Raw genomic sequence first — 17,480 nt, forward strand, 5'->3', positions numbered from 1 at the left:
GCGAGCAGCACCGCGCGTACCTCGTCGCCTGTATGCACTACACCCGCGAACTCGCCGCCGAGGCCCACGCCATGGCACGCGCGGCCGGCGGCCCGTCCTCCTCCTCGCCGGACGGCGCGAAGGGACGGCCGGGGACCGAGTCGGTGAGGATCTCCTGGTGCAGCGTGCGCAGTTCCGCGCCCGGGTCGATGCCGAGTTCCCCGGCGAGGACCCGGCGGCCCTCCTCGTAGACCGCGAGGGCGTCGCCCTGGCGGGCGCAGCGGTGCAGCGCCGTCATCAGCAGCACGCGCAGGTGTTCGCGCAGCGGGTGCCGGGCCACCTCGCGGGTCAGGCCGGGGACCGCCTCGGCATGCCGGCCCAGGGCGAGCGCGGCTTCGGCGTGCTGCTCCAGGGCACCCAGCCGGGACTCCTCCATGCCGGGTCCCTCGGCCTCGGCGAGGCGTGCGGTGACGCCGGTGAGCGCCGGCCCGTTCCAGACCGCGAGGGCCTGTGCGAGCCGGCGCTCGGCCGCCGCGTACCGGCCCGCCTTCAGGTCGGCGCCGCCCGCCGCGGCGAGGGCGCGGAAGGTGTCCCAGTCGAACGCGGCGTCGCCGGTGTCCATCCGGTAGCCGAGGCCGGTGCGTTCCAGGACGACGTCCGCGCCGAGCCGGGTCCGCAGCCGCGAGACGTACGTGTAGAGCTGGCTGGTGGCGGAGGCCGGCGGGTCCCAGCTCCACAGCAGGGCGGTGAGCCGCTCGTCCGTCAGGACCGCGCCGCGGGCCAGCAGCAGGGCCGCCAGAACGGTGCGCTGCTTGGCACCGTCGAGCGCGACCGCACGGCCTTCACGCTCGGCCGTCACCAGGCCGAGGACCTTGAAGTCCATGGTGTCTTCCTCGCCGCACGGGCCCGCGCCGGATGCCGGACCGTCTGCCGCGAGACGCTACCGATATGCCCTTCCACCGGGGCATCGGGGCGATTTCGGGCCCGCGAAAGCGATACGAAACCGCTGGGACAGGTGCCCTTCCGTACCTTTTTTCCAACAGCGCGGAGCCATCCCCCCAGGAGGACGTCATGCAGCATTCCCCCATCGCCCAGGCCGCGGCCCCCCGTACCCGGAGTACCCGGAGCGACGACCCCTGGACCTGACGCCGTGCCGGCCCGTCCTCAGGCCCGTACCAGGGTGAAGAGTTCCGCCGGGTCGAGCCGGCCGCCCTGGGCCAGCAGGTCCAGCAGCCGGACCGTCCGCTCCCGCCAGGCCCGGTCCCCCACCTCGGCGAACAGGTCGTCGGCCACCTTGCAGCAGCCCGCCGCCCGGACCCGGTCGCCCAGCAGGGCCCGCACACAGCCGAGGACGGTCCCGACCCGCGCCTCCAGATAGCGGTCCGGCACCTCGCCGGCGGCCGCGAGCGCCTCCTCGAGCACCGTTGCGGCCTCGTCGAGCCGGTCCTGGCACCACAGTGCCTCCCCCAGCGCGCGCAGCGCATGGGTCTCGCCGCGGCGGTCCCCGGTGCCGCGCACCAGGTCCAGCGCGCGCCGGCAGGCCGCCTCCGCCCGTTCACCGTCCCCCTGGTGGATCAGCGCCTCGGCGAGCCGGACGGTGCTCTGCGCCTCCCCGCGCACGGTGCCCAGTTCCCGGCTGCGTTCGACCGCCTCGAAGGACAGCCCCAGGCTCGCCGCGAGGTGCCCGCGTTCGAGTTCGATCTGGGCCAGCAGTCCGAGGACATGGGCCTCCGCGTAACGGTCGCCGACCCGGCGGAAGAGCTCCAGGGAGCCCTGCCCCAGATCGTGCGCGGCGGCCAGGTCCCCGCGGTGGCGCTCGCACAGCGCCAGGTTGCGCAGCACCAGGGCCCGCCCCTTCTCCTCGCCCTCCTCGTCGAACAGGCGCAGCGCCGAGGTGAGATGGCCCTCGGCGGTGCCGTGCTCCCAGCGGACGATCTCCAGTGTGCCGAGCGAGTGCAGCATCACCGCCTCGCCCAGCCGGTCCCCGGCCCGCCGGGCGGCGGCCAGGGCCGCCTCGCAGCAGTGGCGCCAGTCCTCCAGGTAGTTGCGGCTCTGGAAGAGGGTGACCCCGGTGACCGCCAGATCCCAGGCGTACGCGGACTCGTCCTCCCGGGCCAGCTGGTCCACCAGGCCGACGAGGGAGGCGCGTTCGCTCTCCAGCCACTCCATGGCGTCCGCGAGCAGGTCCTCGGTGAGGTGCCCGGGCAGCGGCCTGAGCGGGGCCGGCCCGTGGACGAGGGTGTAGTCGCCGCCGTACAGCCGGCGATGCACCTCCGCGGCCAGGGCCAGCCAGCTTCCGGCGACCCGGCGCAGCGCGGCGCGGCGCTCGTCCTCCGGGTCCTCGGCCAGGGACACTTCGCGGGCGAACAGCCGGGGCAGCCCCTGGAAGCGGTACCGCACATGGCCGGTGGCGGAGGAGAACGGCACCAGCAGCTGCGCGTCGACGAGTTCCTCGATGAGATCCTCGGCGTCCAGCGGGTCCAGGTCCAGCAGCGCGCCCCCGGCCCAGGAGGCGAAGTCGGGCACGTTCAGCGAGCCGAGCAGCCGGAACATCCGGGCGGTGGCGGCCGGCAGGTCGCGGTAGCTCAGCCGCAGCCCGGCCCGCACACCGCGCTCGTCCGGGCTGAGTTCGTCCAGCCGTCGGCGCTGGTCCTCCAGCCGTGCCACCAGGGTGCGTACGGACCAGTGCGGCTTGGCCGCGAGGCGCGCGGCGGCGATCCGCAGCGCGAGCGGCAGCCGGTCGCACAGCGCGCTGAGCCGGGCCGCGGCGACCGGGTCGGCGGCCAGCCGGCCGTCGCCGGTCACCCGTGACAGCAGCGCGATCGACTCGTCCTGCTCCAGGGCGTCCAGGTGCAGCGGTACGAAGGCGTAGTCGCCGGCGAGGGCGCCGCCCATCGGGTCGCGGCTGGTCACCAGCACGCAGCAGCGGCCGCCGGCCGGGAGCAGGAGGTGGATCTGCTGGAAGGAGCGCGCGTTGTCGAGGACGATCAGGACCCGCCGGCCGTCGAGGACGCTGCGGAACAGGGCGGCCCGCTCGTTCTGGTCGGCGGGTATGTCCGCGCCCGGCACGCCGAGCGCCCGCAGGAACCGGTCCAGTACGGCGCCGGGCGGGCGCGGGGCCTCCTCGTCGTAGCCGCGCAGGTCGGCGTAGAGCTGGCCGTCGGGGAACCGGCCGACGGTCTGGTGGGCCCAGTGGACGGCGAGCGCGGTCTTGCCCACACCCCCTATGCCGGTGATCGACCCGACCGGCAGTGCGGTTCCGCCGAGGTGGTCCAGCAACCGGTCCACAGCGGCGAGTTCGGCGTGCCGGCCGGTGAACGACGCGACGCTGGCGGGCAGCTGCGACACGACCGCCGCGGGCGCGGGCGCCGCCGGTTCGACGGGCCTGCCCAGCTTCGGCGAGTCGGCGAGGATCTCCTCGTGCAGTTCCCGCAGCGCGGGGCCGGGGTCGATGCCGAGTTCCTCGGCGAGCAGCAGCCGCCCCTCGCGGTAGGTCTCCAGCGCCTCGGCGCGGCGCCCGGAACGGTACTGGGCGAGCATCAGATGGGCCATGGCCTGCTCGCGCAACGGGTGTTCCCGGACGAACGCGGCCAGCTCGCCGATCACCTCGTGGTGCTCGCCCCGCTCCAGGCGAAGCCCCATGTACTCCCCGTAGACACCGAACCGCATCTCGGCCAGCCGGGCGGTCGCGACCTCCACCGGCGGGGACGTGATGCCCTCCAGGGCGGGGCCGCGCCACAGGGCGAGCGCCTCGGCGAAGCGGGCGCACGCCTCCTCGGGCCGGCCGCTGCGGGAGGCCGCCCGGCCCGCGGCGACCTGTTCCTCGAACTCGACGGCGTCGATGCGGTGTTCGCCGGCGAAGAGCATGTAGCCGGGGTGACTGGTGACCAGCACGTCCTGGACCCCGGCCGCCGTCTTGAGCGCCTTGCGCAGCGCCGAGACGCAGATCGCGATCTGGTTGCGGGCGGTGGGGGGCGGGTTGCCGTGCCAGACGGCGTCGGCGAGCGCGTCCACCGAGACGATCCGGTTGGGCGAGAGCAGCAGCATCGACATGATGGTGCGCTGACGGGCACCGGTGAGCACCACCGGCCGCCCGTCGGCACGGATGTCCAACGGCCCCAGGATCCGGAACGCCACCTGAAGCACGAGCTGCCCTCCTGTCGAGCGACTGGCCCCGGTTGACCCGTTCACTCCGCTTTGTACTGGCTAACAGGGCGCCCGGGGGTCGACAACGAACGTGGCAGCTAGCTGCCAACCGACTGCTCGGACGCCCGCCAGGACACGGGCGGGAACCTGTGCGGCCGGCGCCAGCCCGCGTCGGCCCGCGCGGGACGCGGGGCGGGGACGGTCCGGGCCGCGAGAGCCGTGAGCACGGCCGTGACGGCGGCGAGCTCCTCCGCGGAGGGGCTGCCGCTGACCACCTTGAACAGGGCCGGACCGAGCGGCCCGTCGAACACACTCACCGTCGCCGTCATGACTGGCTCCTTCACACCGGAGGGTTGCCGTGCTTGCGGGAGGGCAGCGGGACGTGCTTGGCACGCAGCATCGCCAGCGCCCCGATCAGCGCCGACCGGGTGTCGGCGGGGTCGATCACGTCGTCCACCAGGCCGCGTTCGGCCGCGTAGTACGGGTGCATCAGCTCGGCCCGGTACTCCTTGACCAACTGGGCGCGCATCGCCTCGGGGTCGCTCGCCTCCTGGATCCGGCGCCGGAAGACGACGTTCGCGGCGCCCTCCGCGCCCATCACCGCGATCTCGTTGGTGGGCCACGCGAACGACAGGTCCGAGCCGATCGACCGGGAGTCCATCACGATGTACGCCCCGCCGTACGCCTTGCGCAGGATCACCTGGATCCGCGGCACCGTGGCGTTGCAGTACGCGTACAGCAGCTTGGCGCCGTGCCGGATGATCCCGCCGTGCTCCTGGTCGACCCCGGGCAGAAAACCCGGCACGTCGACCAGTGTCACCAGCGGGATGTTGAAGGCGTCGCACATCTGCACGAACCGCGCGGCCTTCTCCGAGGCCTGGATGTCCAGCACCCCGGCGAAGGACCGGGGCTGGTTGGCCACGATGCCGACGACCTGGCCGTCGAGCCGGGCGAGGGCCGTGACGACGTTGGCCGCCCAGTGCTCGTGCACCTCCATGTACTCGCCGTCGTCGACGATCTCGGCGATCACGGCACCCATGTCGTACGGCCGGCTGCCGTCCTGCGGCACCAGGTCCAGCAGCCGCTCGCAGCGCCGGCCGGCGGGATCCGTACCGGCCTCGGCGGGCGGCAGCTCCCGGTTGTTCGCGGGCAGCAGCGACAGCAGGTAGCGGACGTCGGCGAGGCACGTCTCCTCGTCGTCGTAGGCGAAGTGCGCCACTCCCGACGTCCCGGCGTGCACGTCGGCCCCGCCCAGCCCGCTGTGGGAGATCTCCTCGCCGGTGACCGCCTTCACCACGTCCGGCCCGGTGATGAACATCTGCGAGATGTCCCGGACCATGAACACGAAGTCGGTGAGCGCCGGGCTGTAGGCCGCACCGCCCGCGCACGGGCCGAGCATCACGCTGATCTGCGGGATCACCCCGGAGGCCCGGACGTTGCGCTGGAAGATGCCGCCGTAGCCGGCCAGCGCCGAGACGCCCTCCTGGATCCGCGCGCCCGCCCCGTCGTTGAGGGAGACCAGCGGCGCTCCGGCGGCGAGCGCGAGATCCATCACCTTGTGGATCTTCGCGGCGTGGGCCTCGCCGAGGGCGCCGCCGAAGATCCGGAAGTCATGGGCGACGGCGAAGACGGTACGGCCGTGGATCCGGCCCCATCCGGTCACCACCCCGTCGGTGTGGGGTCTCTTCGCCTCCAGCCCGAAGCCGGTGGCCCGGTGCCGGCGCAACTGCTCGACCTCGGTGAAGGATCCCTCGTCGAAGAGGAGCGCGAGGCGTTCGCGTGCGGTCAGTTTGCCCTTGGCGTGCTGGACCTCGGTGGCGCTGCCGACTCCCGCGAGGACCTCCTCACGCAGCTGTGTGAGCTCGCCCACCCGGTCGTGCGTCGTCATGGCCAACTCCTCCTGTGATGCCTGTGATGCCTGTGGATCAGCTGGATCAGCAGATGCGTTCGGCGACGAGGTCGCACAGGGCGTAGATCGCCCGTCGCGCCGGCAGGGACGGCAGGACACCGACGGCGGCCCTGGCGTGGTCCAGGCGCAGCTGCATGGCCTCCGTGACCTGCCGGACGGCGGGAGCGGTGCGCATGAGGGCCAGCACCTGCCGGCGGGCGCCCGCCTGGCCCTGGGCACCGGCCGCGTCGACGGCGCCGGTCCGGTCGGCCGCGTCGACGGCGCCCGTTCGGCCCGCCACGTCGACGGTGCCGGTCCGGCCCGCGGTACCGGCCGTGCCGACCGGGCCACCGGTGCCCGGGGCCTCTCCGACCGGGCCTCCGGTGCCGGGGGCCTCCCGGAGCGCGCCTGCCGTCAACAGGCCGCGCAGCCGGGCGCCGCGCGGGGTGAGGCCCGGGCGGGCCGGCCGCACCGACGGCCGGCCGCTCTCGGCGGACCCGGGCCGGCGGTGCCCGAACGGCCCGCCGGCGTACCGGGTGTGCGCGGTGGCCGGGGTCCACGCGGCGAGCAGGTCGTCGGCGATGGTGAGGGCGGCGCCGAGGTGTTCACCGCAGTCGGTCAGGGCCCGTACGTACCGGCGCGGAGCGTCTGCCTGGAGGGCGCCGATGCCCAGCGCCATGGCGAACGGCGCCGCCGCCGTGCCCGCCGTCACCTCGACGTAGTGGGCCACCGGGTCCTCGCCCGGGACCGGCCCGGCGAGTTCGCGCAGCTGTCCCGCCGCCAGCCGGCCCGCGGTGCGGGCGTTGAGCCGCAGCGCGCCGGGGCCGAGCCCTGCGGACAGCTGGGCCGACCGTGCCAGCAGCCAGTCGGCCGCGGCCACCGCGTCCGGGCACCCGCCGTCGGCGGGCCCGGCCCGTCCGGCCGGGGGGACGGCGGACGGCCGGGCGGCCGACAGGGTCAGCGACAGATGGAGGAGTTCCGTCGTCACGGCCGCCTGGGTGATCCCGTCCCGCCACGACGCGCCGAACTCCGCGCCCAGCAGCACCAGAAGAGACCTCAAGCGCGCGGTGTCCGCCGCCACGAGCCGGCCCAGCAGGGCGGCCACGGCGGGAGCGGGGGCGTCGCGCAGGCAGTCCGCCAGGCACTTCTCGGCGGCGTCCAACGACTCCCGCATTCTCGCCGCGAACTCCGGAGAATCCCGTACGAGTTGCTCGATCAGCCCGGATTCAGGGCGCGTCGAAGGCCCTTTCCAGGGCGGGCACATGCGTATGGCACTCAAGCGATAACTCCCTCCGCCAGACCGACGAACCACAATTCGTCGCCCCGAACGGCAACGGTCGTCGGCCACGACTCTGGCACCGCGTCCGGCACCGGACCAAGTGCGGTGACATGAAAGTGCCACTACAGGCCGGACGGCATCGCTCACCAGCCCCGTACACCTTCCTGCCAACTATTTCTTTCCACCGGTGGAACGTGGGGCAGGCGCCGTTACGCTCGCACATCGAAGAACTCGAAGAAAGGAACAGTGAATTGCGCAGAACAATGGCATCCACGGCACTGGCCCTCGTCGGCCTGGTCTCCCTTCTCGGCGGTACGGCGACCGCGGCACCCACCGGTCCGTCGGACGGCGCGCGGTCCTGTGCGGGAGTGCGGCTGACCGGGACGCTCCCGGTGCCACCGGCGGGCAAGGCCGCGACGCAGACGGTGACCGTCGGCGCGGACTGCACCCTCCAGCGGGGCCCGGTCCGCCACGTCCCGGCCACCTCGGCCGCCGGGTCCACCGCGCGGGGTCCGGCGGCCGCCGCGGCCGCCGACCGTCACCTGCGCAGCTGGAACGAGATGTACGACTGCTGCAACATCCGGATGACCGGCCTCTACACCACGGCCGACTGGTCGATCGCCGACGGCCGGATCACCTCGGCCGGCTCCGACGCGACCCAGGGGTGGAACCGTGAGCCGTGGGACGCCGGCTGGTCGCTCACGTCGGCCTCCGACGGCCAGGACTGCGCCACCGGCTGCTCCGCGGTGGCCACCCGGGCCGACGCCTCCTTCACCTACCAGGGGATCTTCGACCCGTCCGGCGACCGGTACGCCAACACCCACCACTCGTCCGTCCGGCTCGCCGCCGACGGGACCGCTGAGTGCACCTTCGACGTGGAGCTGAAGAACACCTTCGTCGGCTGGAACTGGCGGCACGGCTGCGAGTGACCGCGGGCAGGGGCGGGCCGGCCGTGCTCCACCCGCACGGTGCGCCGGGCACCGGCCGGCCACCGGGCTCCGCGGCCTGGCGGCTCCCCCGCCCGCCGGCTTCCGGAAGGCCGCCGCGAGCGCCGCGGCTACCGGCTGCCCTGGCGCAGCACGGTCCCCGACCGCACCAGGCCGTCGCCGAGTTCGCCCGCCGCGTCGATCAGCGCGTCGAGCAGCAGCCGGTTCGGGTTCTCGGGCATGCGGGGGAGCCGTCCGGTGAGCGCGAGCGCGGCCACCACGCGGGTGCCCGTACCGAGGACGGGCACGACGGTGGAGACCGCGCCCGGCACCATCGGGTCGGGGCCGTGCGCCCACCCCCGGCGCCGTACGAGGGAGAGCTGCGCGGCGGTGAAGCGGGCGCTGATCAGCCCCTCGTACAGTGCCTCGGGCTCCTCCCAGGCGAGCAGGGCCTGCGCGACGGGGCCGGAGTTGGCCGGCCGGGCCGTACCGACCGGCAGGTCGTCCAGGACGTCGCCGCCGTCCCCGGAGGTGCCGACACAGACCTGCATGGCGCCGCGCCGCCGGAACATCCGGGCGGGCAGCCCGGTCAGCGTGTACAGGTCGTCGAGGACCGGAACCGCCGCCTTGACCAGCTGGTCGCGCTGCACCTCCACGGCGATGTTCCCCAGCCGGGGACCGAGCACGAACCGGCCCCTGAAGTCCCGGGCGAGCAGCCCGAGTCGCTCCATCCCCAGGGCGATCCGGTGCACGGTGGGGCGCTTGAACCCGCTGACGGCGACGAGGTCGGCCAGGGACGCCGGCCCCTTCTCCACCACGTCGAGCAGAGTGGATGCCTTGTCGAGCACTCCGATGCCGCTGATCCGCTGCGATTTCTGGGCGACGGCACCCACCGGCCGGCCGCTCACCACCGGACCGTTCATCGTTCGACCGCCGACAGGACACGCAGGGCCTCGGGCGAGTCCACCGCGACGGCTTCGACGTCCGCGTCGATCCGGCGGGTGAGCCCCGTGAGGGTGCGTCCGGGACCGAGTTCGACGAGGCGGCGGCAGCCGAGCGGCCCGGTGAGGGTCCGCACGCTCCGCTCCCACAGCACCGGAGAGGTCAACTGCCGGACGCCGAGCGCCGGCCAGTCGGCCCGCCCCGGCTGCGCCACCGCGTCGACGTTGGCCACCACCGGCACCTGTCCCTCGGCGAACACGGTCTCCCGCAGCGCGCGCCCCAGCGCCTCGGCGGCCGGAGCCATGTACGGGCTGTGGAAGGCCCCGCCGACCGGCAGCCGGAGCACCCTGCCCCCGATCGAGCCGGCCCGTTCCGCGACCTCGACGACCCCTTGCGGGGAGCCGGAGACCACGGTCTGGCCCGGGGCGTTGACGTTGGCGACCCACACCTCGGCGCCCTCGGCGCGAAGCTCGCCCACCAGCTTCTCGGCCGCCGCCACGGGCGCCGCCACCAGCACGCCCATCGTTCCCTCGCGGGCCAGCGCCGCCTCCCGCATCGCCCGGCCCCGGACCGCCACGAGGGCGGCGGCGCGGCCGACGGTGAGGACGCCGGCCGCGGCGAGGGCCGTGTACTCGCCCAGGCTGTGCCCGGCGCAGGCGACGACGGGGCCGCCGAAGCCGCCGGTGCGCACCGCCTCGGCGTGGGCGATCAGGCCGAGCGTGAACACGGTCAGCTGGGCGAGGTCGGTGCGCCGGAGCTGGTCGTCGGGGGTGCGCAGGAGGAGTTCGGCGAGGTCCTCCCCGGTGACGGCGGAGATCTCCGCCGTCAGCTCCCAGGAGGGGGTCTCTCGCCAGGGTCCGCCCATGTTCTGCTTCTGGGTCCCCTGGCCGGGAAACACCAGGCCGACGGGTACTGGTTTCATGGCTCCGCCTTCCGCACGGGACATCGAAGGGCACGGAGGCCGGATCACCGTGGATCCGGTGACCGGCCTCCGTGCGCCGACGGCTCGCGAGAGGGGTACCAGCCGCCGGATGGGGAGACCTCCGTCCGATCGGAGATCCCGTTCCTGACGCCATACAACTGTCCGGTCGAAGCAGGCGGCAACGCCCCTTTCAGGAAGCTGCCAGCTACGCCCCGCCCCCACCCCCGCCCAACCCCCCACCCAGCCGCCCACGAACCCCGGCCCACCGAGCACGACGACACCGGGCGGGCCGGCCGGACGGGTCGGACGGAGGGGCGAGTTGGGCGGGTCGGACGGGACGGGTCGCACGGGAGGGACGGACGGGTCGGTCGGGCCGGGCCGGCTGCCCAACGGCCAGACGAGCCGCACAGGCCGCACAGGCCGCACAGGCCGCACGGCCTCACACGCCGGCGTACCCCCACCATGCCGCCGTGCTCTCCCTGGCCGGCGGCCTACCGGCCCTGGCCCGTCCCCGCCGCGGGCGGCAGCAGGCCGAGTTCGGCGGCGCGCACCCCGGCCTGGAAGCGGGAGTTGGCGCCCAGCAGGGCCATGATCTCCGCGACGTGCCGCCGGTACGTGCGCACGGAGATGGTCAGTTCCCGGGCGGCGACCTCGTCCGTGACGCTGGCCTGGAGGGCGCCGAGGATCCGCCGGGCGAGGGCGGCCCGGTCGCGGTCGCCGAACACGATGCGCTCGCCGGCCGGCACGGCGTTGGCCCACACGTTCTCGAAGAGGGTGCGCAGGGTGTGCAGGACCTCCGGCACCCGGATCACCGACGCGCGCCGGCCGACCGCCGAGTCGGCCACCACCAGCGCGTCACCGCCGTCCACGATCAGCGCCTGGAGCGGCGGGACCCGGCCGACCCGGATGGCCACCGGGCGTTCCCGGCCCAACTGCTCGCGCACGAAGTCCTCGTCCATCATGGCGGGGCTGGACAGCAGGCGTACGGACACCCCCTCGCGGGCCCCGTAGATCAGTTCCCGCTCGGAGCGGTTGACCTCCTCGTCCGGCCCGCGCCGACGGGCGTGCACGATGTCGATGCTCCGGGTGGCGCTGCGGATCAGCCGCTGCGCCTGGTCCAGCACGGAGTCGTAGTCGTAGTCCAGGCCGGTGATCAGCCTTTCCTGGCGACTGCGTCCCCGGTGCATGGCCACCGTCGACTCGATCAGTGACTGCACTTGGAGCAGGGCACGCTCCAGTTCGTCGTCTCCCCCGTTGGACACGTCCTCTTCCACCACCCTGACGTCCGGCGTCTTGGCTACGACGGTCACGGACCGGTAGAAGGACGCCTGCGCCACTCCGGTCCCGCGCGCCCCGGCGCGCCGCTAGTCCGACAGCAGCCCGAACTCCACCGCCCTGACCCCGGCCTGGAAGCGGGAGCTGGCGTCGAGTTCGCGCATGATCTCCGCGACGTAGCGCCGGTAGGTGCGCAGCGACACGTTCAGTTCACGCGCGGCGGTCTCGTCGGTGTTGCCCGCGCGCAGACGCTCCAGGATGTTCCTGACGAGTTCGGTGCGCAGCCGTGGGCTCAGCTGAAGGTGGTCGGCGAGCTTGCGGCCACGCGACCACGCTCCAGCGAACAACAGTTCGATCGCACGGACCGTCGCGGTGTCGCTGACGATGGCGGCCTCGCCGCCGACCTTGTCCTCGGCCCGCACCAGCGCCGCGGACCCGTCCACCACCAGGATGGTTCGCAGTTCGCTCTCGGAAACCCGCACCTCCAGCCGACCGTTCGCGACCCGGGTCAGCCGGGACAGCCACACGTCCGTGGCCCCCGCGCTGCACAGCACCCGGACGGCCACCCGTTCCGGGACCGCGGCGAGCAGCCGCAGTGCGGCGTCGGCGAATTCGCCCGTCTCGATCAGGACCAGGCACACGGTGTGCCGGGCCTGGCCGAGGAGCGCTTCCAGGGCCTGCCCGATCGGCGTACCGGCCGTGCGCGCGACCGCGGCGGGCACCTCGGCCCGCTGCTGGTGCAGCGAGAGGGTGCTCTCGATCAAGGCGCTGGCCTGGAGCAATGTTCTCTCCAGTCGAGCCGCGTGATCGGCCGACGCCGACTCCTCCGCCTCGTCCACGGCTCCGTGCTGAGCTAACGAGTCCGACACAACTCCCCCATGGCCCGCAGCGCCCCCACTGCCACACACCACCCCTGACAGGTCAGGGACTTCTTCGGCTCACCCTGCCCTTTTTTGGGGGCTACATCTTTTTCGGAAATTCACTTCGCCGCAACAACCAACAAGTTCAAAGCGAACCGACCGTACTTCAGGTGATCAGCCCGAGTCAACCGTCTCATCAGCAGCGACTTGCCGACTCGGCACGCCTGCCGAGAGGGCGCGACGAGTCCGGGAAAAGGGTGCTCGGAGCCGTCCGGCTGACAGCAAACTGCCCAGAAAACCGGAAACGAAGATTCAACTTCCTCTTCTCGGCACTCAGCGCGATAACACACACACGGTACGTGTCATCCGTGTCCGCTAGCGGTCAAAGATCCCGCAGTGCGGACAGATTCCCGCCTACGGTGACGCCGTGACCACACACCGCACACGGGACCCACAAGGCACCTCCACAGGAGCGCCGACGGTTACCGCCGGGGGAAGCGGACATTTATCAGCATTCACCCCGGAACACCTCCGGCCGGCAGCGGGTACCTCGCGTACCCGTGGATTACGGGCACAGCGTGGACCGGGATGTCCCGCTCCCCGGTAATTTCCCCCGGATAAAGACCTTCCACCGGCCCGGAATGACACATAGGAAAGTTTTCAACTTTTCCTGTCCGGTCACAGAGTCTTCCCGATCAACGGCCCCCGCGGAATTACTGCCGGTATTCCCGTTCCGAGGGGCGCCCAGCTCGCGGCACGTCCAGTCCACACCTCTTAGTCGCGCGTGGCCGTCCGGCCCGACGCGCCATCAGGCCATGGAGACCACCGTGAACACCGCACCCCAGCAGAACATCGCCGACCTCCTCCTGAACGCCGCCCACCGCCACCCCGACACGGGGCTGCGCTACTGCCTCGGCGGCGCGGCGGCCGAGTACCGGGACCAGAGCCACGCCGAACTCCTCGACGACGCTCTGCGGGTGCTGACCGGGCTGCGGGCCCGCGGTCTGCGCCCCCAGGACAAGGTCGTTCTGCTGCTCGAACGCCCGCAGGAGTTCCTCACCGCGTTCTGGGCCACGGTCCTCGGCGGCTTCGTCCCCTGCCCGATGGCCCCCCTGCGCGGCGACCGGGAGCGCTGGGCCGCCCAGCTCACCCACGTCAACACCCTGCTCGACGGCCCGCTGGTACTCACCAGCACGGCCCTGAGCGCCGAACTGCCGGACGTCGACGGCCTCCGCGTAGGCCTGCTGGACCAGCTGTCCGCCCCGGAACCGGCGGTCCCGCACACCGCCGCCCTCCAGGACACCGCCCTGCTGGTCCTGACCTCGGGCTCCACCGGCAACTCCAAGGCGGTCACGCTCACCCACGCCAACCTGCTGGCCTCCATGGCCGGCAAGAACGGCCCCCACCGGCTCACCGCCGCGGACACCACCCTCAACTGGGTGTCCTTCGACCACGTGGCCGCCCTGCTGGAATGCCACCTGTTCCCGCTGTCCACCGGCAGCCGCCAGCTGCACGTCGAGGCCCAGGTCGTCCTCACGGAACCGCTGGAGTTCCTGCGGCTGATCTCCCGGCACGGCGTGACGATGACCTTCACCCCCAACTTCCTGCTGGGGCAGCTCAACACGGCCGCCGACCGGCTGCACGCCGGCGGGGAACAGCTCGACCTCACCGGCCTGCGGCACATCATCAGCGGCGGCGAGGCCGTGGTGTGCGCCACCGGCGAGACGTTCCTCGACTCCTACGCGGAGTACGGACTGGGCCGGGACGCGGTATGGCCGGCGTTCGGGATGAGCGAGACCTGCGCGGGCAGCGTCTACTCCCGCAAATCCTTTCCCGAGGCCGACCGCGGCCGGGAGTTCGCCCGCCTGGGCACACCGGTACCCGGCCTGCGCCTGCGCATCGCCGACGCCGAGGACCGGGAACTGCCCGCGGGCGAGGTGGGCGAGCTCCAGCTCACCGGCCCGATGGTGACGCAGGGCTACTACAACGACCCGCGGGCCACCGCGGACGCGTTCACCGCCGACGGCTGGTTCCGCAGCGGCGACCTGGGCCGCGTCGACGAGGGGCGCCTGTCCCTCGTCGGACGCAGCAAGGACAGCGTCATCGTCAACGGCGTCAACTACTTCAGCCACGAACTGGAGACCGCTCTGGAGCAGTTGCCCGGAGTGACCGGGGCCCACGTGGCGGCCTTCCCCACCCGCGCGCCCGGCGACGACACCGAGCGGCTGGTGATCGCCTTCCACCCGGCGGCGCCCGAGGACGACGAGACGGCACGCCACCAGGTACTCACCGCCATCCGCAGCACCGTCGTGATGCACTGGGGCTTCAGACCCTCGCTCGTCCTGCCGCTGCCCAAGGACGCCTTCCCCAAGACCAGCCTCGGCAAGATCCAGCGCGCTCTGATGCGACGACGACTGGAGTCCGGCGCCTACGCCACCGAGATACGCGCCACCGCCGACCTCACCCGCCGGATGCTCGGCGGTTACACCGAACCCGTGGGCGAGACCGAGCGGACCCTCGCCGAGATCTACGCGGAGATCCTCGGCAGCGAGCCCGGCACGGTCGGCGCCGACGCCAGCTTCTTCGACCTGGGCGGCACCTCGCTCGACATGCTGCGGCTGCGCAGCCAGGTCGCCCGGCGGCTCGGCGTCACCGGCCTGGAGATCATCACCGTCCTCCGGGCCCCCACGGTCCGCACACTGGCCCGCCGCCTCACCGAGACCGCCGCACCCGGCGGCGACACCTACGACCCGGTCGTGCCGATGCAGACCGGCGGCACCAAGACCCCGTTGTTCTGCGTGCATCCCGGCGTCGGCGAGGTCCTCGTCTTCGTCAACCTCGCCAAGTACTTCGTGGGGGACCGTCCCTTCTACGCGCTGCGCGCCCGCGGCTTCAACGACGGCGAGAAGCCCTTCGCCACCTTCGAGCAGATGGTCGACTCCTACGTCACCGCCATCCGCGCCCGGCAGCCGCACGGCCCCTACGCCGTCGCCGGTTACTCCTACGGCGGTGCGGTGGCCTTCGAGATCGCCAAGGTGCTGCGCTCCCAGGGCGAACGCGTCGACTTCGTCGGCAGCTTCAACCTGCCCCCGCACATCAAGTACCGCATGGACGAACTGGACTTCGCCGAGACCGCCGTCAACCTGGCGTTCTTCCTGGCGCTGATCGACCGGGAGCAGGCCGCCCGGCTGCCCGGACAGCTGCGCGGACTGCCCATGGAGGAGCAGGTCGTACGGATCCTGGACCTCGCCCCGGCCGGCCGGCTCGCCGAACTCGACCTGGACACCGAGAAGTTCGGCAGATGGGCGGAGCTCGCCAACGGCCTCACCGACCTGGGCCGCGGCTACCGTCCCACCGGAACCGTGCCGTCGATGAGCGTCTTCCACGCGATCCCGTTGCGCGGCACCAAGCAGGACTGGCTCGACAACGAACTGCGCCGCTGGGACGAGCACACCACCGGCCCCAACCGCTACATCGAGGTGCCCGGCGAGCACTACACGCTGATGAGCCCGCAGCACGTCCCGGCCTTCCAGGCGATCCTGCGCCGCGAACTCGACCGGGCCCTGGCGGACGCCGACGCCCACCCCACCGCGCACGACACCCGCTGACCGACGTCCACGAACACGACGTCCACGGACATGACGTCCACGGACACGACATCCACGGACATGACGTCCACCACACGACATCCATCCAGAGGGACAGGCAGGAAGAACATGCTGACGGGGAAGAGGATCCTGGTGACCGGCGGTACAGGGCAGGTCGCCCGGCCGGTGGCGGAAGCGCTCGCCGAGCACAACGACGTCTGGTGCCTGGGCAGGTTCGGCACACCGGGCGTCGAGGCCGCGCTGAACGAGCGGGGCATCACCACCTGGCACTGGGACATGGAGGACCTGTCGGGCGACTCCCTCAAGGGCGTGCCCGAGGACTTCACCCACGTCGTCCACTCCGCGGTGCGCCGCGGCGAGGACGGCGACTTCAACGCCGCCGCCGAGGTGAACGCGGTGGCCACGGGCCGCCTCATGACGCACTGCCGCACCGCCGAGGCGTTCCTGTACGTGTCCACGGGCGCGCTGTACGCCCGCCGGACGCTGGAGCACCGGTACACCGAGGACGACCCGGTCGACGCGACCGCGGACTGGCTGCCCGCCTACCCCGTCGGCAAGCTGGCCACCGAGGGCGCGGTCCGGGCCCTCGCCCACGTGCTCTCCCTGCCCACCACCATCGCCCGGCTCAACATCGCCTACGGCCCCGGAGGCTACGGCGGTGTGCCCATGCTGTACTTCGGACGGATGCTGGCCGGTGAGCCCGTCCCGGTCCCCCTCGAAGGACAGAACTGGTGCTCCCCGCTGTACACCGACGACCTCGTCGCCCAGGTGCCCCACCTGTGGCGGGCCGCGGCCACCCCGGCGACGCTCGTCAACTGGGGCGGCGACGAACCGGTCGGCATCACCGACTGCGTCCGGTACATGTCGGAGCTGACCGGCGTCCCCGCGACGCTGGTGCCGAGCGAGGTCACCCGTGAGACGTACCAGTTCGACCCGACGCTGCGCCGGACGCTGACCGGCCCCTGCACGGTCTCCTGGCGGGACGGCATCCGCCGCACCCTCCAGGCCCACTTCCCCGACCACGTACGCCGCTCCGCCGACCGCTGAGGAGATGCCGGTCATGTCGCAGAACCTGATGGAGCCGGTCGCCGACCGCTCCCGGACCGCACCGCCCGCGCGCTGCCACGCCGCCTCGCCCAACGTCACCCTGATCCGGGCCGCCTACCGCGCCTTCCACGACCGGGACGCCCAGGCCCTGCTCGACGTCCTGGCCCCCGACGTGCGCTGGGTCCACCCGGACAGCATGTCCGAGTACGGCCTCGGCGGCACCAAGCACGGTCACGCCGGCGTCCGAACCTTCCTCGCCCAGGTGCCCTCGCTGCTGGGCGGGATGCGGCTGGAACCGCAGGAGTACCTGGAATGCGGCGACCGTGTCGTGGTCTTCGGCGTACGGCACGTCACCTCGGTGGGAGGCGTCACCGAGCGCCTCAAGTTCGTCCACTCGTGGACCCTGCGCGAGGGAAAGGCCACGGTCATGGAGGACATCTTCGACACCGTCCCCTTCCGCCGGCTGATCAGCGGCTGACCGGGGACGGGACAGGAACTGCCGGCGGCCGGCCCGGGACGGGCCGGGGACGGGCCAGGGACTGACCGGCGGCCGGCGGCCGGCGGTCGCCGGTCGGCCCGGGACGGGCCGGGGACGGGCCGGGGACGGG

Annotated in this window: 12 protein-coding genes and 1 pseudogene; 4 read left to right on the plus strand and 9 right to left on the minus strand. The window is 72.8% G+C overall.

Features of this window, described 5'->3' with window-relative positions:
- Window positions 1–157: 157 nt before the first annotated feature.
- The 5 genes and pseudogenes from ACWD0J_RS38565 to ACWD0J_RS38585 all read right to left on the minus strand — a co-directional run.
- Window positions 158–862, minus strand: a pseudogene (locus ACWD0J_RS38565) (AfsR/SARP family transcriptional regulator); the annotation flags it as partial.
- Window positions 863–1,143: 281 nt separating this feature from the next.
- On the minus strand, window positions 1,144–4,125 hold the full coding sequence (locus tag ACWD0J_RS38570) for a BTAD domain-containing putative transcriptional regulator (protein WP_451500536.1): 2,982 nt from the start codon (window positions 4,123–4,125) through the stop codon (window positions 1,144–1,146).
- A gap of 98 nt (window positions 4,126–4,223) precedes the next feature.
- A complete protein-coding gene (locus ACWD0J_RS38575) occupies window positions 4,224–4,454 on the minus strand; it encodes an acyl-CoA carboxylase subunit epsilon (RefSeq protein ID WP_451500537.1) in 231 nt (76 codons plus the stop codon).
- Between the two features lie 11 nt (window positions 4,455–4,465).
- The gene (locus ACWD0J_RS38580; protein WP_451500538.1) at window positions 4,466–6,013 is read right to left on the minus strand and encodes an acyl-CoA carboxylase subunit beta; all 1,548 of its coding nucleotides are present in this window, start codon (window positions 6,011–6,013) and stop codon (window positions 4,466–4,468) included.
- A 46-nt stretch (window positions 6,014–6,059) separates the two neighbouring features.
- Window positions 6,060–7,187 carry a polyprenyl synthetase family protein gene (locus ACWD0J_RS38585; protein WP_451500539.1) on the minus strand — a complete coding sequence of 376 codons (1,128 nt, stop codon included), beginning with the start codon at window positions 7,185–7,187 and terminating at the stop codon, window positions 6,060–6,062.
- Between the two features lie 356 nt (window positions 7,188–7,543).
- On the opposite strand from ACWD0J_RS38585, the gene ACWD0J_RS38590 reads away from it, so the two are divergent.
- Window positions 7,544–8,221, plus strand: a complete 678-nt coding sequence (locus ACWD0J_RS38590) for a hypothetical protein (RefSeq protein ID WP_451500540.1) — start codon at window positions 7,544–7,546, stop codon at window positions 8,219–8,221.
- A gap of 128 nt (window positions 8,222–8,349) precedes the next feature.
- Here the strand turns inward: ACWD0J_RS38590 and ACWD0J_RS38595 are convergent, their stop codons facing one another.
- The 4 genes from ACWD0J_RS38595 to ACWD0J_RS38610 all read right to left on the minus strand — a co-directional run bounded on the left by ACWD0J_RS38595 (window position 8,350) and on the right by ACWD0J_RS38610 (window position 12,196).
- Window positions 8,350–9,141, minus strand: a complete 792-nt coding sequence (locus ACWD0J_RS38595; protein WP_451500541.1) for an IclR family transcriptional regulator — start codon at window positions 9,139–9,141, stop codon at window positions 8,350–8,352.
- A complete protein-coding gene (locus ACWD0J_RS38600; protein ID WP_451500542.1) occupies window positions 9,138–10,082 on the minus strand; it encodes an ACP S-malonyltransferase in 945 nt (314 codons plus the stop codon). The genes ACWD0J_RS38595 and ACWD0J_RS38600 overlap by 4 nt, the downstream gene beginning before the upstream one ends.
- Window positions 10,083–10,573: 491 nt before the next feature.
- A complete protein-coding gene (locus tag ACWD0J_RS38605) occupies window positions 10,574–11,392 on the minus strand; it encodes a TrmB family transcriptional regulator sugar-binding domain-containing protein (protein WP_451500543.1) in 819 nt (272 codons plus the stop codon).
- 54 nt (window positions 11,393–11,446) lie between these two features.
- A complete protein-coding gene (locus tag ACWD0J_RS38610; protein WP_451500544.1) occupies window positions 11,447–12,196 on the minus strand; it encodes a DNA-binding response regulator in 750 nt (249 codons plus the stop codon).
- Window positions 12,197–13,032: 836 nt separating this feature from the next.
- Here ACWD0J_RS38610 and ACWD0J_RS38615 point away from each other — a divergent pair.
- The 3 genes from ACWD0J_RS38615 (at window position 13,033) to ACWD0J_RS38625 (ending at window position 17,350) form a co-directional block, all read left to right on the plus strand.
- Window positions 13,033–15,825: an AMP-binding protein gene (locus ACWD0J_RS38615; protein WP_451500545.1), complete on the plus strand. Its 2,793-nt coding sequence runs from the start codon at window positions 13,033–13,035 to the stop codon at window positions 15,823–15,825.
- 108 nt (window positions 15,826–15,933) lie between these two features.
- Window positions 15,934–16,872, plus strand: coding sequence for an NAD-dependent epimerase/dehydratase family protein (locus ACWD0J_RS38620; RefSeq protein ID WP_451500546.1), 939 nt, complete (start codon window positions 15,934–15,936; stop codon window positions 16,870–16,872).
- 13 nt (window positions 16,873–16,885) lie between these two features.
- Window positions 16,886–17,350: a nuclear transport factor 2 family protein gene (locus ACWD0J_RS38625; RefSeq protein ID WP_451500547.1), complete on the plus strand. Its 465-nt coding sequence runs from the start codon at window positions 16,886–16,888 to the stop codon at window positions 17,348–17,350.
- The last annotated feature ends 130 nt before the right edge of the window (window positions 17,351–17,480 follow it).

The sequence above is a fragment of the Streptomyces sp. NPDC003011 genome, assembly GCF_053591515.1.